Origin of the sequence: Fusobacterium sp. (assembly GCF_032477075.1) — a bacterium.
Taxonomy (GTDB): Bacteria; Fusobacteriota; Fusobacteriia; order Fusobacteriales; family Fusobacteriaceae; genus Fusobacterium_A.
The window spans coordinates 24004-45665 of the sequence record NZ_JAWDXO010000024.1; the positions used below are offsets into that span (position 1 = coordinate 24004).

Sequence of the window (21662 nt, forward strand, 5' to 3'; positions counted from 1 at the left end):
GTGGATAGAGTAGTTACAACTTCAGAAGTGGAGAATGATATAGAAATTCAAAAAACTCTCAGACCGAGATGTTTCAAAGATTACATAGGGCAGGTTTCTTTGAAGGAAAAAATGTCAATATCTATAGAAGCTGCAAAAAAAAGAGGAGGTTCTATTGATCATATTCTTTTATATGGGCCTCCAGGTTTAGGTAAGACTACTCTTGCAGGAGTTATAGCTACTGAAATGGGAGCTAATTTAAAAATAACTTCAGGACCTGTATTAGAAAGGGCTGGAGACCTCGCAGCTATACTAACTTCATTGGAAGAAAATGATATACTTTTTATAGATGAAATTCATAGACTGAATAATACTGTTGAAGAGATATTATATCCTGCTATGGAGGATAAAGAATTGGATATAATTATAGGAAAAGGACCTTCTGCACGGTCTATAAGAATAGAACTTCCAAGTTTTACTTTGATAGGAGCAACAACAAGAGCAGGACTTCTAAGTTCTCCATTGAGAGATAGATTTGGAGTAACTCATAGAATGGAATATTACAGTGAGGAAGAGATAACAGATATTATTCTTAGAGGGGGTAATATTCTGGGAGTAAAAATAGAAATGGATGGAGCAAAAGAACTTGCGAGCAGAAGCAGAGGAACTCCTAGAATAGCTAATCGTCTTTTAAAAAGAGTAAGAGATTTCTGTGAAATAAGAGGTAATGGAACAATAGACAGAGAAATTTCTTTAAAAGCATTGGAGATATTAGGAATAGATTCAGCAGGATTAGATGATTTAGATAGAGATATAGTAAATGCTATCATAGATAACTATGGTGGAGGTCCTGTTGGGATAGATACTCTTTCACTTATGTTAGGAGAAGATAAAAGAACTTTGGAAGAAGTTTATGAACCTTATCTGGTAAAAATTGGTTATTTAAAAAGAACTAACAGAGGGAGAATGGTAACTGAAAGAGCATATGAACATTTTAAAGGTGTTAAGGAGCTGGGAGAAAATGAAGATAAGCACAAAAGTTAGATATGGGCTGAGAGCATTAGCATATATAGCTGAAAAAAGTGGTGAAGGAAAATTAGTAAGAATAAAGGAAATTGCAGATGATCAGAATATTTCTGTACAATATCTGGAACAGATTCTATTTAAACTAAAAAATGAAAATATAATAGAAGGAAAAAGAGGACCTAATGGTGGTTATAGACTGGCACAAGAACCAGATAAAATAACATTACATCAGTTGTATAAAATACTTGATGAAGAGGATAAAGTTATAGACTGTAATGAAAGTGAAGAGCATAAAGCAACATGTAGTGAACAAACTTGTGGAACTACATGTATATGGAGTAAACTAGACAGTGCTATGACCAAAATTCTAAAAGAAACTACTTTAAATGAATTTATAAAAAATAAAGATATGATATAGGAGTTTAGAGTGATAAGTGTTATAATAGCAAGTGAGAATGTTAGTGGGAATAGGATTACAGTTAATGAAAAAGGTGACATAAATCATTTGAAAAATGTTTTTAGGATAAAGTTAAATGAAGAAATAAGAGCTGTAGATGGTGAAAAAGAATACTTCTGTAAAGTTGTTTCTATAGATAAAAAAGAGATAATTCTAGAAATAGAAAAAATATTTGAAGACAGATATTCTCATAAAGTAAAGATAGACGCTGCACTAGGGATATTAAAAAATGATAAAATGGATCTTACTATTCAAAAACTCACAGAGATTGGAGTCAATAAAATAATTCCTTTAGTTGTAAAAAGAGGTATTGTTAAGATAACAGAAAAAAAAGATAAATGGGATCTTATAGTAAGGGAAACTTTAAAACAATGTCAAGCAGTTAAAGCTACTGAAATAGATGAAATAAAAAAGCTTGAAGAGATAGAGTTTGAAAAATATGATCTTGTAATTGTTCCTTATGAGTGTGAAGAGGAATACACATTGAAAAATTTATTGAGAAATAAAGAAAAACTTCCAAAAAAAATTCTGTATATAATAGGTTCAGAAGGTGGATTTGATCCAGAAGAGATACAATTTTTGAAAAGGAAAAAAGCAGAGATAGTTACTTTAGGAAGAAGGATATTGAGAGCAGAGACAGCCTCTATTGTAGTAGGAGGAATATTAATAAATGAGTTTCAATAAAAGAGTAGCCTTTTATACTTTAGGATGTAAAGTAAATCAATATGAAACTGAGAGTATAAAAAATCAATTACTGAAAAAAGGATATACTGAAACAGCTTTTGAAGAAGAGGCTGAAGTTTATATAGTAAATTCGTGTACTGTTACTAGTGTGGCAGACAGAAAAACAAGAAATATGTTGAGAAGAGCAAAAAAAATAAATCCAAAAGGTGTAGTAATAGTTACTGGATGTTATGCTCAAACTAACAGCAAAGAACTTCTAGAAATGGAAGAGATAGACTATGTGATTGGAAATACTGATAAAAATGCTATAGTTAACTTTATAGAAGATATAGAAAACAGAACTATGGAAAAAATAAAAAATCATAATATATTTTTAGATAATGAATATACAGAATATGAATTTGCAACACTAAGAGAAATGTCTAGAGCTTATGTTAAGATTCAAGATGGATGCAATAATTTTTGTTCTTATTGTAAAATTCCTTTTGCAAGAGGAAAAAGCAGATCAAGAAAGAAAAATAATATAATTAAAGAAATAGAAAAATTAGTAGAAGAAGGATTTAAAGAAGTTATTCTTATAGGAATAAATTTAGGAGCTTATGGTGAAGATCTTAATGAAGGAGAAAACTTTGAGTCACTTTTAAAAACTATATTAAAAATAAATAAATTACAAAGAGTAAGGATAGGATCAGTTTATCCAGATAAAATCTCTGATGAATTTATTGATATGTTTGAAAATAAAAAACTTATGCCTCATCTCCATATTTCTTTACAATCCTGTGATGATGAAATATTAAAAAGAATGAGAAGAAAATATGGAAGTTCTCTTATTGAAGAAAAACTTTTAAAATTAAAAGAAAAAGTAAAAAATATGGAATATACAGCTGATGTAATAGTGGGATTTCCAGGTGAAACTGAAAAAATGTTCCAAAATTCGTATGATCTTATAAAAAAAATAAAATTTTCAGGAATTCATATATTTCAGTATTCTGATAGAGAAAACACTCTTGCAAGCAGCTTTACAGATAAAATAGATGCAAAGATAAAAAAAGAAAGAGCAGATAGATTAGAAGCTCTTAAAACAGAGATGGCAGAAAAAGAAAGAAAAAAATATATAGGAAAATATTTAAATGTTCTTTTGGAAGAAAGAGTAGATGATTATCTATATGGTTATAGTGAAAATTATCTTAGAGTTAAAATTAAGGATAAAGAAATAGAGCTCAACAGTGTTATTGATATAAAAATAAATTCTTTAGAAAAGGAGATGTTGATAGCTGATGAATAAAGGATTAGGGAAATTAAAACTGATAATATTTGTAATAGGAATAATAGTAGCATTAACAGTTTTTTTGTTTATAAATATGAATGATGGAAATAGAGATCTGGATAAAAACAGCAGGTACCTTATAATAGGAAAAAGCAATCTTATAGCTGTTTATGAAGATAAGCTTGCAGTGAAAATACCTTACGAAATAAGCATAAGTAAAGATGAAACAGTTGAGGAACTTGTAAAAAATAAAAATAAAGAAGAAATAATGGCAACAATAAATAAAATTCTTCCTGAAAAAGTTGATAACTATAAAGTTATAAAATTTGGGGATATAAAATTAAATGTAAAGAATGCTAAAAATATACCTGAGATAAATATTGCAGACAAAAGATATATACTTACTTCAAGCTTATATTCTATGTTTGATTCTTTATATACAGATTCTAACAGAGCTAATGAAGTGAATGAAAATATAATAGTGGATATATTAAACGCAAATGGAAGAGCAGGATATGCAAGAAAAACGGGAGAGACTTTAAAGAAAAATCTTTCTATGAAATATAATGCTGCTAACTATGAGACATTTCTTGAAGAAAGTTATGTAATAATGAATGATATTTCCAAAGAAAAAACACAGGAAATTTTAATGCAATTAGATGAAAAATATTTTAAAATTAAAGATGTTCCTTCTATCCCAACACTAGCTAATATAGTTGTTGTTTTGGGAAAAGAACAAAATGTAGATTTTAATTTAGAAGTGATTGGAACTACTGATACAGCAGATGAAATGGGAAAAGAACTTAAAAAACTGGGGTATAAGAATATTAAAAATATTAAAAGTGATTCAAAAGTTGAAAGTTCAGTAATAGAATATAACTCTGAAGATTATTTTATTGCATATAAAATAGCTCAAAAGCTTGATATAAAAGATATGATAGAAAAAGATAGTCTAAAGAATAAAATAATGATATTTGCTAAATAGAGGATGGATTGATGATTTATATATTGTCTTTTTTAGGAATAATAATAGAAGCAAGTTTACCATTTAATAGCCCTGTCTTAATAATAGCGATTCCATTTTTTACATATCTTGTAACTTTAAAAAGGATTCGTTCAGTGAGCTGTATATTTTTGATGACTATAATTCTTTCATTACAGACGCATGATTTTGTAAGATTATTTTTAATAATGGCAGTATTTTATTATTTGTTTAATTTTATATTTTTAAACTTTGTATATAGTAGAGAAAATATTTTAATTATTTCTATAATACAACTTGGAATGTGTTTTATAATGGTGTATAAAAATTATAATCTTCATTATTTGATATTTAATTTTATTGGGTTTATAATATTTAACTATTTATATGTGACAGTTATGCGGAAGAAGAAAATTGCTAGAGGATAATAACTATGAAAAATGGAAAAATTCAAATAAAATTAGGGTCAGATAACAGTAAAAGAGATATAGTATTTAAAGTTTTTATTTTGCTTGTATTTTTAGGACTTGGAACAAGAATGATGTATCTTCAGCTTGTAAGAGGAGAGAGATATGCATATCTTTCTGAAAAAAATAGATTTAAATTAAAGAAGATAGAATCACCAAGAGGAAAAATCTATGATAGAGAAGGAAGATTGGTAGTAACAAATGGTGCAGGCTATAGACTTGTGTATTTAAAGGAGAGAAACAGTGACCCTGAGATTGTGAGAGAAATTAGTGAAGTAACTGGTTATGATGAAGAGTTTATAAAAAGAAGAATAAGAAATGGAGAAATATTTCCATATACCAGAGAAAATGTACTTGTAGAGAGTTTGGATGAAGAAACTGCTCATAAATTGATGGAAAAGATAGTAGATTATCCTTATCTGCAAGTTCAAACTTATTCCAAAAGACGATATCTTTATGATTCAGTAGCTTCACATAGTATAGGTTATGTAAAAAAAATATCTGAAAAAGAGTATGAAAAACTAAAGGATGAAGGATATTCTCCGAGGGACATAGTTGGTAAAGATGGGATAGAAAGAGCATATGATCAAAACCTTCAAGGTGAAGATGGGTATGAATATATAGAGGTAAATGCTTTTAATAAAGTTCAAAGAAGAGTAGCAGAAGAAAAAGACCCAATACCTGGAAAAGATCTTTATATGACATTAAATATGGAACTTCAAGAATATATGGAAGAACAATTTAAAGAGGATGAAAGAGTAGGAGCATTTATTGCCATGGATCCTAAAACTGGTGAAATAATAACTATGGTAAGTTATCCTACATACTCTTTGAATATGTTTAGTTCTCAAATTTTGAATGAGGATTGGCAAAAGATAATAACTGATCCAGGGAGACCACTGACTAATAAAACAATAGCAGGAGAATATCCTCCAGGATCAGTATTTAAAGTAGTGTCAGCAATGGCATTTCTTGATAATGGAATTGATCCTAAAGAAAAATATCTAGATAAAAATGGATATTATGAAATAGGAAAATGGAGATGGAGAGCTTGGAAAGCAGGAGGACATGGAAATGTAGATATGAAAAAATCTATTGTTGAATCAGCTAATCCATATTACTATAGACTATCTGACCAAATAGGCCATAAAGCAATAGTAGATACAGCTCATTTATTTGGACTTAATGAAAGAACAGGAATAGATATTCCTGGAGAAAAAAGAGGATTACTTCCAGATGCTGAATGGAAAAAAAAGGCAATGGGAAGTGGATGGTACAAAGGAGACACAATACTTTTATCAATTGGGCAGGGGTATCTTACAGTAACTCCTCTACAGATAGCTGTTCTTTATGCTTCAATTGCAAATAAAGGATATGTGTATTCTCCTCATTTAGTAAAAGAATTAGTAGATTTTAGCGGAAAGAATGTGACTCCAATAACAGGAGAAAAACATCAGATAACAAAATTTCCTGAAAAATATTATAATGAATTAAATGAAGCTTTGATAGCAACAGTTGCACAGGATAATGGAACAACTAAAATACTAAGAACTCCTGGAATGAAAGTTGCAGCAAAAAGTGGTTCTGCTCAGAACCCTCATTCTAAAACTACACATGCATGGGTAGCAGGATATTTTCCTGCTGATAATCCTGAGATAGCTTTTTCAGTTATATTGGAAGGAGCTGGAGGAGGAGGAGCTATGGGTGGAGCAATGGCGAGAAAATTTATAGATAAATATTTAGAGATAAAAAATAGGGAAAAGTAATCAACGAAGATCCAACTAATAATGAGGAGAAAGTTAATTAGGTATATTTTAGTGTTATAGTAATTTTGAAGTAGTGGAGGTACAGAAAAAATACTATCAAAATAAGGAGAACAGATGATAAAAAGAAACAAAGATACAGAAAAAGAATATTCAAAAAAGAAAAGAACAGAAACTAGTGGAATAAAAGAGGTAAAAGATATAAAAGAGAAATTAAAAGCAATAAAAGCTGGTATAAAAGAATTAAAAGAAGATAAAGAAGAAAAGAAAGTAGAGGTTAAAGCAGAAAGAGTGGCTGAAACAAAAGAGACAAAAAGTATAAAAGAAGAAAAAATGTATGTCATTCCTTTAGGTGGACTTGAAGAAGTAGGAAAAAATATGACAGTCATTCAATATAGAGATGAAATAATAATAATAGACTCAGGGGTGACTTTCCCAGATGAGAATTTATTGGGAATAGATTTAGTGATACCTGATTTTTCATTTATAGAGAATAATAAAGATAAAGTGAAAGGACTTTTTATAACTCATGGACATGAAGATCATATAGGTTCAATTCCATATCTTTATCAAAAAATAGATAAAAATATTCCAATGTTTGGAGGAAAGCTTACATTAGCTTTAGCCAAATCGAAATTTGATAATCCTGGATTTTCAAAAGAACTTCCTAAAATGAAAGAAATAAAAGGGAGAAGTAAAGTAAAAGTTGGAAAATATTTTACAGTTGAGTTTATAAAAGTAACTCACTCTATAACAGATGCATATTCATTAGTAATAACATCGCCAGCAGGAGTGGTATTTCACACAGGAGATTTTAAAATAGATCTGACTCCAGTAGATAGTGAAGGAGTGGATTTTGCAAGACTTTCTCAAGTAGGGGAACAGGGAGTAGATTTAATGCTTTCTGATTCAACAAATTCAGAAGTAGAAGGATTTACACCATCAGAAAGAAGTGTAGGAGAAGCATTTAAACAGGAATTCTCAAAAGCTAAAGGAAGAATAATTGTAGCAGCTTTTGCTTCACATGTACATAGACTACAACAGATAATAAATACAGCAGAAGAATATGGAAGAAGAATAGCTATTGATGGTAGAAGCCTAGTAAAAGTATTTGAAATAGCATCTAATTTAGGATATCTTAGAATCCCAGAAGGAATGATGGTAGCTTTATCAGAAGTAGATAAGCTTAAAGACAATAAAGTAGTTATTTTATGTACAGGAACTCAAGGAGAACCGATGGCTGCTCTGTCTAGAATAGCTAAAAATATGCATAAACATATAAAGATAAAAGAAGGAGATACAGTAATAATTTCTGCAACTCCAATACCAGGAAATGAAAAAGCTGTTTCTAATAATATAAATAATCTTCTTAAATATGATGCTGAAGTTGTCTTTAAAAAAATAGCAGGGATCCATGTTTCAGGTCATGGAAGTAAGGATGAACAAAAACTTATGCTTAATCTTATAAAGCCCAGATATTTTATGCCAGTACATGGAGAACATAAAATGCTTAAAGCTCATAAAGATACAGCAATTGAAACTGGAGTATCAAAAAATAATGTTATAATTGCTCAAAATGGAAGTAAGGTTGAGGTAACCAAATCAGCAGTAAAAATCAAAGGAAAAGTAAATGCAGGATCTACACTTGTAGACGGATTGGGTGTAGGAGATATAGGGAATATAGTTTTAAAAGATAGGCAACAATTATCACAAGATGGAGTAGTAGTAATTGTTTTTACAATTAGCAAAGAAACTGGTAAAATAATAGCAGGTCCTGATATTGTCACAAGAGGGTTTGTATATTCTAAAGAATCTGATGATATAATAAAAGAAGCAATTGAAGCAATAAAAGCTAAATTGAGCAATATAGAAAGAAGTTCTGCAAAAGACTGGAATACATTTAAAAACACTACTAGAGATATAGCATCAAAATATTTTTACAATAAAACAAAAAGAAATCCGGTAGTATTGCCGATAATTATGGAAATATAAAAGGAGAAAAAATATGGCATTAACAAGTAAACAAAGAGCATTTTTAAAGAAAAAAGCTCATGAATTAAATCCTCTGGTAAGAATTGGAAAAGATGGAATAACTGACAGTCTTATTCAAAGTATATTGGAGGCTATAGACTCTAGAGAATTACTAAAAGTAAAAATACTTCAAAATTGTGAAAAAGGAAAAGATGAAGTTTTAGAAGAACTTTCTAATTGTAATGAATTTGAAATTGTAGGAATAATTGGAAGAACTATTATATTATTTAGAGAAAATAAAGATAAACCAACTATTTCGTTGGAATTGAAAAGCATTAAGTAGAAAATGTGTTTAGGAGGGAAGCTATGAGTCCCGGAATAATTTTTAATAATAGAGTATTAGATGTAGTATTTATAGCATGGTTTATAGCACAGTTCTATAAAGTATTGACACCTGTATTTAAAAAAAGAAAATTTGATATAACAAGATTGTGGGATACTGGAGGAATGCCAAGTTCTCACAGCTCTACAGTATCATGTCTGACTACATGTATAGGAATACGTTATGGAATAAGCAGTGATATTTTTGCAATAACTATTATTTTTGCTGGAATAGTTATGTATGATTCTGCAGGTATAAGGAGAGCAGCAGGGAAACAAGCAGGGGTAATCAATTCTCTTATAGAAAAAATACCACTATTTATTGGGAGGGCTCAATATAATAAACATTTTAGTAAGGAAAAAGAAGCAAAATTGAAAGAACTTCTTGGACATACACCTGTTGAGGTAGTGGTAGGATGTGCCCTTGGAATAGTAATTGGATTGATATTTAAAGTGTATCTACAAGGGTAAGGAAGGAATATGGAAAATTTGAAAGATGCAAGTGTAGATGAAATTAAAAAAAGAGCTGAAGAAATAAGAAAAATATTGATAGAAACTGTAAGTAAAAATGGCGGGCATCTTGGTCCAAACCTTGGAGTAGTAGAACTTACTTTATGTCTGCATAAAGTTTTTGACTTTTCTCAAGATAAGTTACTTTTTGATGTGGGACATCAGTCATATATACACAAATTATTGACAGGGAGAGAAGAAAGATTTTTTACTCTGAGGCAAAGATATGGAATTGGTCCATTTATGGACCCTAAAGAAAGTTCCTATGATCCATTTATATCTGGTCATGCAGGAACAGCTCTTTCAGCAGCAGCAGGAATTGCATTAGCTGATTCTACTAAAAAAGTAATAGTAGTTATTGGAGATGCTTCTATCTCTAATGGACACTCTCTAGAGGCTTTGAACAACATTGGGGCAAAACTAAAAAACCTTATCATTATATTAAACGATAATGAGATGTCCATTGGAAAAAATGTAGGGTCTCTTTCTCGGTTTTTTGGAAAGCTGATGGTAAGTGCAAAGTATATGAATTTCAGAGATGATGTAAAAGCTATTATAAATAAAATAAGAATAGTAAACAGAGTATCTAATACACTTGAAAGAATGGAATTTTCTGTAAAAAACTTCTTTCTCCCATTGAGTATTCTTGAAAGCCTTGGTTTAAAATTTTTAGGAGTTATAGATGGACACAATATAGAAGAATTAATCAATACATTTAATAAAGTAAAGGATATGGAAGGACCAATCTTTATACATATAAAAACTCAAAAAGGTAAAGGTTATTTATTTGCTGAAAAAGATCAAGAAAAATTTCATGGAATATCACCATTTGATATGAAAACAGGTTCTACTCCTTGTAAAATCAAAACTTATTCTAGTATTTTAGGAGAAGAGATGGTAAAACTTGGAGAAAGAGATGAAAATATTTATGCTATTACTGCAGGAATGGTAAAGGGAACAGGATTAGGAGAATTTTTTGAAAAATTTCCTAAGAGAGGTGTAGATGTAGGGATAGCTGAAGGGCATGCTGTAACTTTTGCAGGAGGGCTTGCTTCTATGGGGAAAAAACCATATGTAGCAATTTATTCAACTTTTATGCAAAGAGGGTTTAGTCAGCTTATTCATGATATTTCTATCCAGAAATTACCAGTTCGTTTTATAATAGATAGAGCAGGTATTGTAGGAGAAGATGGAAAAACTCATAATGGACTTTATGACATTTCTATGTTTACAACTATACCAAACTATACAGTTGTTGCCCCTACTACTTGTGATGAACTTATAGAAGCTTTGGAGATATCAAAAGATTTTGATGAAGGACCTATGGTAATAAGAATACCACGAGAAATATCTTTTTCATTAGAAAATGATAAAAAATTGGAAATAGGTAAATGGAAGGAAATAAAAAAAGGGAAAAAAATTCTCTTTATAGCAACAGGGAGTATGCTAAAAGAGATTTTAAGCATAGATGAACAGTTAAAATCGAAAAAAATTGATGGAACAATAGTAAGTGCAGCTTCAATAAAACCTCTTGATGAAAAATACATATTGGACAATTTAGATAAATATGATAATATTTTTGTTATGGAAGAGGCTTATGAAAAAAATTCTTTTGGAAGCAGTATCTTAGATTTTATTAATGGAATAGGGAAGGAAAAAATTATAAATAAAATAGCAATAGAAAATGGAATCGTGCCACATGGAAAGCGGGGAGAACTTTTGGAAGAATTTGGTTTAAAAGGAGAAAATTTAATTAAAAGAATTGAGGAAAAAATAGATGCAGGAAAAAAATAAGAAAGCATTGGAATTCATAGAAAATCTTTTAGAATTAGAAATGGTAAAAGATTTGGAACTTTTTGATGACCAAGGTGTGAAAGTTTCAACTCATACCTATGATGTCTTGAAGATATCTATCGATGAACTCAAAAGAGATTATAAAAATTTTTCTGAAGCCAGGCAGAGAGTGGATTTTTTTGCTATGACAGTAGGAATAATAATCCATGATCTCAGTAAAGGAAGCATTAGAAAAACAGAAGAAAAATTTTCACATTCACAAATGATGCTAAAAAAACCTGAATATATAACAAGGGAAGCAGATAAAGTATTAAAAGATGTAGAGGAAGCTATTGGAGCAGAACTTAATGATACTATAAGAAAAAATATAATTCATATAGTATTATCCCATCATGGTAAATGGGGGAAGATACAACCTAATACAAAAGAAGCTCACATAGTTCATAGGGCTGATATGTATTCAGCAAAGTATCATAGAATAAATCCAATAGGTGCTGATAAAATACTGGAACTTATGTCTCAGGGAGCGTTGCTTGAAGAGATAGCAGAAAAATTGAACTGTACTCAGGGAGTAGTAAAAGATAGATTAAAAAGAGCTAAACAAGAACTTAATCTAAAAAATACAAAACAGCTTATAAATTATTATAAGAAAAACAAAAAAATTCCAATTGGAGATAATTTTTTTATTCAGAGAGTAAGAGAAACGGAAAAATTAAAAAGAATGGTAGATAGAAAGGGATTTAAAAACATAATGCTTGAAAGCCCACTTCTTCCATACTTTAATGATGATATAATTTTTAAAAAAGATAAAGATAAATAGATGATATTTTTAGAGGTGAAAAATGAAAGAGAGATTAGACATTCTCTTAGTAAAAAATGGGTTTTTTGAAAGTAAAGAGCAGGCTCAGAGAGCTATAATGGCTGGATTGGTAATAGTAGATAATAAAAAAATAGACAAGAGCGGAACTTTTATAAAATTAGATAAAGAGCCTGTTATAAGAATAAAAGGAGAAATGTCTAAATATGTAAGCAGAGGTGGATTAAAACTTGAAAAAGCCTTACAAGTATTTGGAATGAAACTTACTGGAAAGTTAATCCTTGATGTAGGAGCTTCAACAGGAGGCTTTACAGATTGTTCACTTCAAAATGGAGCTGAATTTGTATATGCAATGGATGTAGGAACTAACCAACTTGATTGGAAACTTCGAAATCATAATAAAGTAAAAGCTATAGAAAATACTCATATAAAAGATTTAACAGAAAATGAATTAGATAATAGAAAAATGGATTATATAGTAATGGATGTTTCTTTTATATCTATAACAAAGGTATTAGAACATTTGATAAAATTTTGTCAGCCAGAGACTAAACTTATGGCTTTAATCAAGCCTCAATTTGAGGTAGGCAGAGAACATATAGAAAAAGGTGGGATAGTAAAGGATAGTATGCAGCATATAGAAGCTGTGAAAAAAGTTATTAAAGAGGGAGAAAAGAATAAATTTTATATTGAAGGATTAGATTTTTCCCCAATAACAGGAACAAAAGGGAACATAGAGTATATATCAATATTTGGACTTAAAGTTGAAAATAAAAAAAATATAGATATAGATGGGATTGTCAAAAATGGTAGGAATTTAGGAGGAGCTGTATGAAAAAGTTGTTTAAGAACAAAATAATAGTGCTGTTATTTTCAATGATTGTTTTTTCTAATTGTTTTTCAGCAAATGAAGATAAAAGTGGATTTCTTTCAAATATAAGAGAGTTGAAAGAACTTTCTGATATTATGGATATACTTAATGAAAATTATGTAGGTGAAAAGAAAATAGATAAAAAAATCCTCCTTCAAGGTGCAGTTAAAGGAATGTTAGAATCTTTAGATGATCCTCATTCAAATTATTTTACTAAAGCTGAGTTAGAAAGTTTTAAAGAAGATTTGAAAGGAACTTATGTAGGTGTTGGGATGGTAGTGCAAAAAAGGGTCAATGAACCTCTTACAGTAGTATCTCCAATAGAAGATGGACCAGCTTTTAAAGTTGGAGTAAAACCAAAAGATAAAATAATAGCTATTGATGGTGAAGCTACATATAAACTTACAAGTGAAGAAAGTGTGAAAAAACTTAAAGGTGAACCTAATACAAAAGTAAAAGTGACAGTATACAGAGAATCTACAAAAGAAACAAAAGATATAGAAATAGAAAGAGCTGTTGTAGAGCTTAAATATGTAAAACATAGAATGCTTGATGATAAAATTGGTTATTTGAGACTTACTCAATTTGGAGAAAATGTATATCCAGATGTAAAAAAAGCTATGGAAGAGCTGCAAAAAAATAATATGAAAGCTCTTGTATTTGATTTGAGAAGTAATCCAGGCGGAGCTCTGGATCAAGCTATAAAAATTTCTTCTATGTTTCTGAAAGAAGGAAGAGTAGTAAGTGTAAAATCTAAAGAGGGAACAGAGCAGGTATCTAATAGAGAAGGTAAATATTATGGAGATTTTCCTCTTGTTATTCTCATTAATGGAGGAAGTGCTTCTGCATCTGAGATTGTATCTGGAGCAATAAAAGATAATAAAAGGGGTATTCTTGTAGGAGAAAAATCTTTCGGAAAAGGAAGTGTACAAACTCTTATTCCATTACCAGATGGAGATGGAATGAAACTTACTATTGCTAAATATTATACTCCAAGTGGAATATCTATTCATGGAAAAGGAATAGAACCAGATGTAGTAGTAGAGGAAAAAGAAGGATATATGCTTTTTGATAGTATGGTAACTAATATAGATGAAACTGAAACAAAAGAAAATAAAAAAGAAATAATAAAAGAAATTAAAGGAGAAGAAGCAGCAGAAAAATATTCTCAACATAAAGATATACAATTAGATACAGCTGTAGGAATACTTAAAGGACTTCTTCTAAATAAAGAAAATAGCAAGTAGAAGGGTGAAGAAATATGCTTTATATAGTAGCAACTCCAATAGGAAATCTTGAGGATATGACTTTCAGAGCAATTCGTACTTTGAAAGAAGTAAATTATATTTTTGCTGAAGATACAAGAGTTACAAGAAAGCTTTTAAATCATTATGAAATAGAAAATATAGTATATAGATATGATGAGCATACAAAGATGCATCAGATTGCAAATATAATAAATCTTTTAAAAGAAGGAAAAGAGATCGCTTTGGTAACAGATGCAGGAACACCATGTATATCAGATCCTGGATATGAGTTAGTAGATGCAGCTCATAATGAAGGAATAAAAGTTGTTCCAATTCCTGGAGCAAGTGCTTTAACAGCAGCAGCTTCAGCAGCTGGAATAACTATGAGAAGATTCTGTTTTGAAGGTTTTCTCCCTAAGAAAAAAGGGAGGCAGACACTTTTAAAAACTCTGTCACAGGAAGAAAGAACAATAATAATATATGAATCACCTTTTAGAATAGAAAAAACTTTAAGAGATATAGAACAGTTTATGGGAGTGAAAGAAGTAGTAATCATAAGGGAGATTACAAAAATATATGAAGAAATACTGAGAGGAACAACTACAGAGCTTATAGAAAAACTTGCCAAAAATCCAATAAAAGGTGAGATAGTTTTTCTTATCAAGGGGCAAGAAGATTAATTTAAGGGAGTAGTGTAAACCATGTCAATGACAAAAATAAATTGGTATCCAGGTCATATGAAGAAAACAAAAGACCTGATAAAAGAAAATATGCAGCTGATAGATATAGTTCTAGAAGTAGTGGATGCAAGAATACCTTTATCCAGCAAAAATCCTGATATTTCAGGTCTTGCTAAGAATAAAAAAAGAGTTATAGTTTTAAATAAATCTGATCTTGTGGAAAAGTCAGAAATATTATATTGGAAAAAATATTTTAAAGAAAATAATATGGCTGATGAAGTTCTTGAAATCAGTGCAGAAACTGGTTTCAATATAAAAGCACTTTACTCTATTATAGATAAGGTATCAGCTGAAAAAAAAGAAAAAATGAAAGCTAAAGGTTTAAGAAAAGTAAATACAAGATTAATGGTAGTAGGTATACCAAATGTAGGGAAATCGAGACTTATTAATAGAATTGTAGGAAAAAGCAGTGCTGGAGTAGGAAATAAACCTGGATTTACTAGAGGAAAACAATGGGTAAGAATAAAAGAAGGATTGGAGTTATTAGACACTCCAGGAATTTTATGGCCTAAATTTGAAAGTGATGAAGTTGGGCAAAATTTAGCAATAACTGGAGCAATAAGAGATGAAATACTTCCAATAGAAGATATTTCTTGTATTTTAATTTCAAAAATGATTAAATATGGATTATGGAATATTCTTAAAGAAAGATATAAACTATTAGATGAGGATAAAAGTGAAATTATGGGTGAGATTCTTGAAAAGATAGCTCTTAGAAATAAGATGTTCAATAAAGGAGAAAATCTTAATATTCAACAAGCAGCATATACAGTTCTTAGAGATTATAGAAATTGTAGATTAAGTAAATTTGGTTTGGACAAGTAATGGAGGAATAATGGAAAAACTAAATATAGACTTAAATGTTTTGGAAGAAACTTTAGTCAATTTTTTGAAAGAAGAAGTAGGAAAAGTAGGATTTAATAAAGTAGTATTAGGATTGTCTGGAGGAATAGATTCGGCTCTTGTAGCATTTCTTGCAGCTAAGGCATTTAGCCCTGAAAATGTTTTAGGGATAATGATGCCATATAAAGCTTCGAGCAAAGAAAGCATTGAACATGCAGAACTTGTAATAAAAGCTTTAGGAATAAGAAATAAAAAAATAGAGATAACACCAATGGTAGAGGCTTATTTTAATTTAGAATCAGATATGAGCAGCCTTAGAAAGGGTAATAAAATGGCTAGAGAGAGAATGTCTATACTTTTTGATCATTCAGCTAAAGAAAAAGCTTTAGTGCTTGGAACTTCTAATAAAACTGAAATAATGTTAGGGTATAGTACTCAATTTGGAGATTCAGCTTCAGCAGTTAACCCAATAGGTGATTTATATAAAACACATGTGTGGAATTTATCAAAACATATGGGAATACCAAAAGAGCTTATTGAAAAAAAACCGAGTGCTGATTTATGGGAAGGGCAAACTGATGAACAAGAACTTGGATTTTCATATAAAATGGCGGATGAAATATTATATAGACTTATAGATGAAAGAATGACTCCAGAAGAAATAATCAGAGAAGGATTTTCTAAAGATACTGTAGAAACAATAATCAAAAAAATAAAACTTTCACAATATAAAAGAAAACTACCAACAATAGCTAAGGTGTCAAGAAGAACTATGGGAATGGAATTCAGATATCCTAGAGATTGGGGAGTATAGCAAATTATCTTGTATACAGAGGGAGTGATTTTATTGCCAAAAAAAGAAGCACAATTAAAAGAGGAATTAGATGAGTTTAAGAAAGAAAAAGAAAGAATCAGAAGTATAGTTGGTCAAATTGGAGGAGCAAATAATTCACAGCATAAAATAATAAATTTTTTGTTTGTTGTATTAATCATAGTTCTTCTTATTTTAGGAGTAGTACTTCAAAAGATAACATTATTTTTAACTTTAGAGGTAGCTGTACTATTAGGAATATTCAAACTTATATGGATGTTTTATGAAGCACAGAGAGCAAGTCATTTTCAATTTTGGATATTGAATTCATTGGAATATAGAATCAATGAAGTAGATAGAAGAGTAAAAAAAATAGAAAAACTTTTGACTAAAGATCAAGAAGTTAAAAAAGATGTTGAAGAAGATACTGATGAAAGCATAAGTGAAGAACAGCAAACAGCTGAATAGGGGGGATACATATGGCAGTATACTGGCTGGCAGGTGCAGTATTTTTCACAGTGGTAGAACTTATAGTTCCTGGACTTATTTCTATTTGGTTTGCTTTAGCAGCAGCCATTACCATATTTTTTTCTATAGTAGTAGATAATGGATTGTATCAAGGATATTTCTTTGTAATACTTTCAGCTGTACTTCTTGCATCAACTAGAAAATTTTCTAAAAAGATGCTTGAAAGAAAGGATGGTAATGTGGATCGTATAACTGGTAGTGTTGTTGAAATAAAGGGGATAGATCCAAATGGAAATTATGAAATCTATTTTGATGGAAAACATTGGGTGGGAAAATCTGATGAAAAATTAGAAATTGGAGATAAAGTAAAAATTTTAAGAATTGAAGGTATAAAACTTGTTCTTGAAAAAATTGAATGTAAAAGTGATATTGAGTAAAAAATGAGAGAGGCAATAGTAGGGAATTTATACCTATGAAAGCACTCTCGTTTTTATTTGGAAACAATTTATTAAATTTTAATAGGAAAATTATAATAATTTAAGTTATATTGAATAGATAATTCAAGAAAATAGGAATTTTTGAAAGATAATTGGAATAAAATAATTATTTTTTGTAACACTTTTTTGACATTAGGCTGATATATGTAAAAAAATTAGAAAAAATGAAAGGTAAATTATCTAAATTTGCGAAAAAATTATAATATTTTATTTTGCTTTTATATAAATTATAGTTTATAATTAAAATAAAATCATTTAAATAAGAGGGGAAAACTATGAAGAAAAAAATACTAAATTATTTGGATGGAAATTATGAAAGTTTTAGTAAAAGTTTTAAGAAAATAGCTGATTATATTAAATATAATCAAAGTATAATATCTTTTATTTCAATAAACCAATTAGCTATAGAAACAGAAACAAGTCCAGCTACAATTACAAGATTTTCAAAAAATCTTGGTTTTAAAGGATACCCAGATTTTCAAAAAATATTCCAAAAAGAAGTAGAGAAAGAAACATCATATATGAAAGGACTTAAAAATAGTATTGGAGAAGCTGCTACTGGCAGTAATATTATTAAAGATATTATAGATACCAATATAGAACTTCTTCAAGAAATGGATATAGTAGAATTAGAAAAGTCGTTAGATCAAGCTGTTGAATGGATAAAAAGCAGCAGAAAATTGTATGTATTAGGGGCTAGAGGATCTTATGCCCTTGCATATTATCTTTATTTTATGCTTAAAGAATTCAGAGAAGGAGTGGAATTGATGATATCTGGAGCATCAGATTTTACTGATAAACTCCTTTATTCACAAAAAGAAGATTTATTATTTACAATTTCCTTTCACCCATATACAAACTTTACATATCAGGTAACAGAGTTTTTTAAGGAACATGGTAATAAAGTAATTACAGTGACAGATAAGAAAGATTCTACATTAGGAAATATATCTGATCTTGTATTGACAACTAAGAATGGAGAAAAAGCATATACTTTTGTTCCTGGGATAGTTTTAATTAATGCACTTTTGGTAAAACTTGGAATGGAAGATAAAGAAAATGTTATGGATAGATTTGATAAGTTGAAAGAAATAACTGATAGATTTAATATATATATAGATAAATAATATATGTGCAGGAGATGAGATATGGAGACAATTAAATATTCAGATTTTGCTAAACTTGAAATGAGAGTTGGAAAAATAATCCAAGTAGAAAAAGTATCTACTGCTGATAAGCTATATAAAGTACAAATAGATATTGGAAGAGAAAATACTGTACAAACTGTAACAAGTCTTGTAGATTACTATACTCAGGAAGAACTTTTAGAAAAGATAGTTATTGTTTTGGTAAATCTTGAACCTGTAAAAATGAGGGGAGAGCTTTCTCAATGTATGCTTTTATGTGCAGAAACAGAAGATGCATCAAAGAGTATCCTTTTGACACCAGAGAAAGAAATTGAACTTGGGACTAAAATAGTTTAATTTTATACAGATATAGGAGAGATGAAAAATGAAAAGAGTAGGATTTATTGGTTGTGGAAATATGGGAGAAGCTTTTCTAAAAGGAATAATCAATTCTCTTATAGTAGAAATAAGCGATATAAATGTTTATGATTCTGTAAGAGGAGAAGAAATAGAAAATAAATATGGAGTTAAAGCTCTTGAAAATGAACTTGACTTAATTCATAATAGTGATATAATTTTTCTTGCTGTAAAACCTAATGTTTATTTTGATGTAATTGATGAAATTAAAGATAGTATTAATAGCAGCAAAATATTAGTAGCAATGGCACCAGGTATAACTATGGATGATATTCTTGAAGAAACAGAAAACAGAAATAGTAAAATAGTTAGAACTATGCCTAATCTTCCATTGATGGTACAGGAAGGATGTATAGCTTATTCATTTAATGAAAATATTGAAGATGAAGAAAAAGTTTTTTTTAAAGAACTTTTTGAAAAAATTGGAATGGCAATAGAGATTAAAGAAGAACTTTTTGATGCAGTAATAGGGGCTTCAGGATCATCACCAGCCTTTATGTTTATGTTTATAGAGGCACTAGCTGATGCAGTAGTATTAGAAGGGCTTCCAAGAACAGCAGCTTATAAGTTAATAGGGCAAACTCTCATAGGTTGTGGAAAACTTTTTCTTGAAAGTGGAAAGCCTCCAGGAGAATTAAAAGATAATGTTTGTTCTCCAGGGGGGACAACAATAGTTGGAGTAAAATCTCTAGAGGAAAATGGATTCAGAGGTGCTATAATCAAAGCAGCTATTGAAACTATAAATAAATCTAAAGAAATGACTAAAAAAGATAAATAGATTTATATAGAAAGATGAAAAAAGAAAATCTAAATATTTCTTTTTCCATCTTTTTGTTTTTTTTAGAAAAAATAAGAGTATAAAAGAATATAGATTTATTATTGAATTTTTATATACTACAAAATAAAACATCGTGATTTGCGCTTTTTGTTAACATGGTAGGATATATCTTATTTTTGGAGAAAAATAAATTAAAACAAAGTGTGTAGGAGCCTATATAGACATAATAGGGGTAATTACAATTATAAAAAGTAACTCAGTGAAATAAATAATAATTTGACAATTCTTAAGAGTACACGATATACTAGAATATAAAACAAAAAAAGGAGAGAGAAAAGTGAAAAATAGAAACATAGCTTTGTGCATAATTTTAACATTTGTAACTTGTGGAATTTATAGTTTATTTTGGAATGTTAATTTAAACAATGATTTTGCAGAACATAATGGAAAAGAAAAAAATGGATGGATGATAATACTTTTAAGTATAATTACATGTGGAATATACTATTTTGTATGGATATATAGAATGGGAGAAGAAATAGAAAAAGCTGGAGGAAAAAATGAAGGAATAGTTTATTTATTATTGAGCCTTTTTGGTTTTGGAATAATAGCTATGGCTCTTATTCAGCATCAGGAAAATGAGTTATGTCCAAAAGTAGAGAATTTATATTAGTTATATTTATTGGAGCTTTTATAAGTTTTATAGCAGGAATAGTTTTTAATAAAAGCATATGTCTTTTTATAAATATATTTGGGCTGCCATGTCCATCCTGTGGAATGACAAGAGCTTATATTTCTCTTGGACATTTAGATATAAAGAAAGCATTTTATTACCATCCACTTTTTTGGAGTGTACCACTTATTCTGCTGGGATATAAAAATAAAAAAATTATATATATATTAGGGATTCTTTTTATAAGTGTCTGGTTAGTAAGGATGTATCTTTATTTTCCAGATATAGAACCTATGAAATTTAATAATAAAGCTATATATGTAAGAATATTTAATGGATTAAAAAATATAATAAAATAAAAATAATGAAGCTGATGAAAAAATTACTTAATACATCAGCTTCATTTTATTTTTAATTATCTCATCAATAACATCATTTTTTTAGTAAGTGCTTTAGTTGCTTTGATATCTTCTAAGGAATTATGAGCTTTTAATTCTATTTCAAAGTGGTTGCACCATGTTTCAAGCTTATTATCTTTGAGTACAGGAACTTTTTTTAAAAGCTGTAATGCTGCAATCCACTGCAAGGGATCTAATGTTGTTGACTGAATATAGCTGAAAAGATATTTCTCTCCATGTCTTCGTAAAAATCTATTTAAAACATCTATATCAAATCTAACATTATAGCCGGCTACAAGAAATTTATCCTCTTTATTATACTTATCAATATATTTATTTAAAATTTGCATAAATTTTTTAAAGATTTCTTCTTCAGGATTATATTGTTCAATTTCTTTTCTGGTTCTTCCTTGAATTCTGAGAGCCTCATCCGTAACTTCTGATCCTGAAAATGGTTTTATATAAAAATCAAATTCCTCAGCAACTTCTTTTCCAATTTGGACAATTCCTGAAAGCTGAATAAGAGCAGATTTTTCAGTTACTCCTCCAGTCTCAGTATCTATAAAAAGTATTTTCATAAAATTCTCCCTTAAAATATTTAGTTTCTGTTAACTTAAATTTATGTGAACTACTCCTAACCTTTTAAGGTATAATAATTTGCTCAAGATTATATATCCTCCCTAAAATGAAAGGA

General features: G+C 29.3%; 25 protein-coding genes. 24 read left to right on the forward strand and 1 reads right to left on the reverse strand.

Going from position 1 to position 21662, the window contains the following annotated elements; all coding sequences use genetic code 11:
- The 24 genes from ruvB to E6771_RS10710 all read left to right on the forward strand — a co-directional run bounded on the left by ruvB (position 1) and on the right by E6771_RS10710 (position 20929).
- Positions 1 to 1023: a Holliday junction branch migration DNA helicase RuvB gene (ruvB, locus tag E6771_RS10595; protein WP_316091296.1), complete on the forward strand. Its 1023-nt coding sequence runs from the start codon at positions 1 to 3 to the stop codon at positions 1021 to 1023.
- Positions 1001 to 1423, forward strand: coding sequence for an Rrf2 family transcriptional regulator (locus tag E6771_RS10600; RefSeq protein WP_316091298.1), 423 nt, complete (start codon positions 1001 to 1003; stop codon positions 1421 to 1423). The genes ruvB and E6771_RS10600 overlap by 23 nt, the downstream gene beginning before the upstream one ends.
- Positions 1424 to 1432: 9 nt before the next feature.
- Entirely contained in the window at positions 1433 to 2146 is a 714-nt protein-coding gene (locus E6771_RS10605; RefSeq protein ID WP_316091299.1) for a 16S rRNA (uracil(1498)-N(3))-methyltransferase, read from the forward strand.
- On the forward strand, positions 2133 to 3431 hold the full coding sequence (gene mtaB / locus E6771_RS10610; protein ID WP_316091300.1) for a tRNA (N(6)-L-threonylcarbamoyladenosine(37)-C(2))-methylthiotransferase MtaB: 1299 nt from the start codon (positions 2133 to 2135) through the stop codon (positions 3429 to 3431). The genes E6771_RS10605 and mtaB overlap by 14 nt, the downstream gene beginning before the upstream one ends.
- Positions 3424 to 4398 carry a LytR C-terminal domain-containing protein gene (locus tag E6771_RS10615; RefSeq protein ID WP_316091301.1) on the forward strand — a complete coding sequence of 325 codons (975 nt, stop codon included), beginning with the start codon at positions 3424 to 3426 and terminating at the stop codon, positions 4396 to 4398. The genes mtaB and E6771_RS10615 overlap by 8 nt, the downstream gene beginning before the upstream one ends.
- A gap of 11 nt (positions 4399 to 4409) precedes the next feature.
- Positions 4410 to 4823 carry a hypothetical protein gene (locus E6771_RS10620; protein WP_316091302.1) on the forward strand — a complete coding sequence of 138 codons (414 nt, stop codon included), beginning with the start codon at positions 4410 to 4412 and terminating at the stop codon, positions 4821 to 4823.
- Between the two features lie 5 nt (positions 4824 to 4828).
- On the forward strand, positions 4829 to 6628 hold the full coding sequence (mrdA, locus tag E6771_RS10625) for a penicillin-binding protein 2 (RefSeq protein WP_316091303.1): 1800 nt from the start codon (positions 4829 to 4831) through the stop codon (positions 6626 to 6628).
- Positions 6629 to 6742: 114 nt separating this feature from the next.
- Complete coding sequence (locus E6771_RS10630; protein WP_316091304.1) at positions 6743 to 8617, forward strand: ribonuclease J; 1875 nt, start codon at positions 6743 to 6745, stop codon at positions 8615 to 8617.
- A 13-nt stretch (positions 8618 to 8630) separates the two neighbouring features.
- A complete protein-coding gene (gene yhbY / locus E6771_RS10635) occupies positions 8631 to 8939 on the forward strand; it encodes a ribosome assembly RNA-binding protein YhbY (RefSeq protein ID WP_316091305.1) in 309 nt (102 codons plus the stop codon).
- A gap of 23 nt (positions 8940 to 8962) precedes the next feature.
- Positions 8963 to 9448: a divergent PAP2 family protein gene (locus E6771_RS10640; protein ID WP_316091306.1), complete on the forward strand. Its 486-nt coding sequence runs from the start codon at positions 8963 to 8965 to the stop codon at positions 9446 to 9448.
- A 9-nt stretch (positions 9449 to 9457) separates the two neighbouring features.
- A complete protein-coding gene (dxs, locus tag E6771_RS10645; RefSeq protein ID WP_316091307.1) occupies positions 9458 to 11281 on the forward strand; it encodes a 1-deoxy-D-xylulose-5-phosphate synthase in 1824 nt (607 codons plus the stop codon).
- Entirely contained in the window at positions 11265 to 12101 is an 837-nt protein-coding gene (locus E6771_RS10650) for an HD domain-containing protein (RefSeq protein ID WP_316091308.1), read from the forward strand. Before dxs ends, E6771_RS10650 begins: the two co-directional genes overlap by 17 nt.
- A 22-nt stretch (positions 12102 to 12123) precedes the next feature.
- Complete coding sequence (locus E6771_RS10655) at positions 12124 to 12933, forward strand: TlyA family RNA methyltransferase (protein WP_316091309.1); 810 nt, start codon at positions 12124 to 12126, stop codon at positions 12931 to 12933.
- On the forward strand, positions 12930 to 14216 hold the full coding sequence (locus E6771_RS10660; RefSeq protein WP_316091310.1) for a S41 family peptidase: 1287 nt from the start codon (positions 12930 to 12932) through the stop codon (positions 14214 to 14216). Before E6771_RS10655 ends, E6771_RS10660 begins: the two co-directional genes overlap by 4 nt.
- A gap of 14 nt (positions 14217 to 14230) precedes the next feature.
- On the forward strand, positions 14231 to 14896 hold the full coding sequence (gene rsmI / locus E6771_RS10665) for a 16S rRNA (cytidine(1402)-2'-O)-methyltransferase (protein ID WP_316091311.1): 666 nt from the start codon (positions 14231 to 14233) through the stop codon (positions 14894 to 14896).
- Between the two features lie 21 nt (positions 14897 to 14917).
- Complete coding sequence (gene ylqF, locus E6771_RS10670; RefSeq protein ID WP_316091312.1) at positions 14918 to 15781, forward strand: ribosome biogenesis GTPase YlqF; 864 nt, start codon at positions 14918 to 14920, stop codon at positions 15779 to 15781.
- 10 nt (positions 15782 to 15791) lie between these two features.
- The gene (locus E6771_RS10675; RefSeq protein ID WP_316091313.1) at positions 15792 to 16613 is read left to right on the forward strand and encodes an NAD+ synthase; all 822 of its coding nucleotides are present in this window, start codon (positions 15792 to 15794) and stop codon (positions 16611 to 16613) included.
- Positions 16614 to 16637: 24 nt separating this feature from the next.
- On the forward strand, positions 16638 to 17078 hold the full coding sequence (locus E6771_RS10680) for a hypothetical protein (protein WP_410054672.1): 441 nt from the start codon (positions 16638 to 16640) through the stop codon (positions 17076 to 17078).
- Between the two features lie 11 nt (positions 17079 to 17089).
- A complete protein-coding gene (locus tag E6771_RS10685) occupies positions 17090 to 17515 on the forward strand; it encodes an NfeD family protein (RefSeq protein WP_316091315.1) in 426 nt (141 codons plus the stop codon).
- A gap of 335 nt (positions 17516 to 17850) precedes the next feature.
- On the forward strand, positions 17851 to 18702 hold the full coding sequence (locus E6771_RS10690) for a MurR/RpiR family transcriptional regulator (protein WP_316091316.1): 852 nt from the start codon (positions 17851 to 17853) through the stop codon (positions 18700 to 18702).
- Between the two features lie 21 nt (positions 18703 to 18723).
- Positions 18724 to 19059, forward strand: coding sequence for a tRNA-binding protein (locus E6771_RS10695; protein WP_316091317.1), 336 nt, complete (start codon positions 18724 to 18726; stop codon positions 19057 to 19059).
- A 28-nt stretch (positions 19060 to 19087) separates the two neighbouring features.
- Positions 19088 to 19897, forward strand: coding sequence for a pyrroline-5-carboxylate reductase (gene proC, locus E6771_RS10700; RefSeq protein WP_316091318.1), 810 nt, complete (start codon positions 19088 to 19090; stop codon positions 19895 to 19897).
- Between the two features lie 337 nt (positions 19898 to 20234).
- Complete coding sequence (locus E6771_RS10705) at positions 20235 to 20570, forward strand: DUF4234 domain-containing protein (RefSeq protein ID WP_316091320.1); 336 nt, start codon at positions 20235 to 20237, stop codon at positions 20568 to 20570.
- Positions 20543 to 20929 (forward strand): DUF2752 domain-containing protein, encoded by a 387-nt coding sequence (locus tag E6771_RS10710; protein WP_316091321.1) that lies wholly within the window; start codon positions 20543 to 20545, stop codon positions 20927 to 20929. Before E6771_RS10705 ends, E6771_RS10710 begins: the two co-directional genes overlap by 28 nt.
- 56 nt (positions 20930 to 20985) lie before the next feature.
- On the opposite strand, the gene E6771_RS10715 is transcribed toward E6771_RS10710, so the two are convergent.
- A complete protein-coding gene (locus E6771_RS10715) occupies positions 20986 to 21546 on the reverse strand; it encodes a 3'-5' exonuclease (protein ID WP_316091323.1) in 561 nt (186 codons plus the stop codon).
- Between the last annotated feature and the right edge of the window lie 116 nt (positions 21547 to 21662).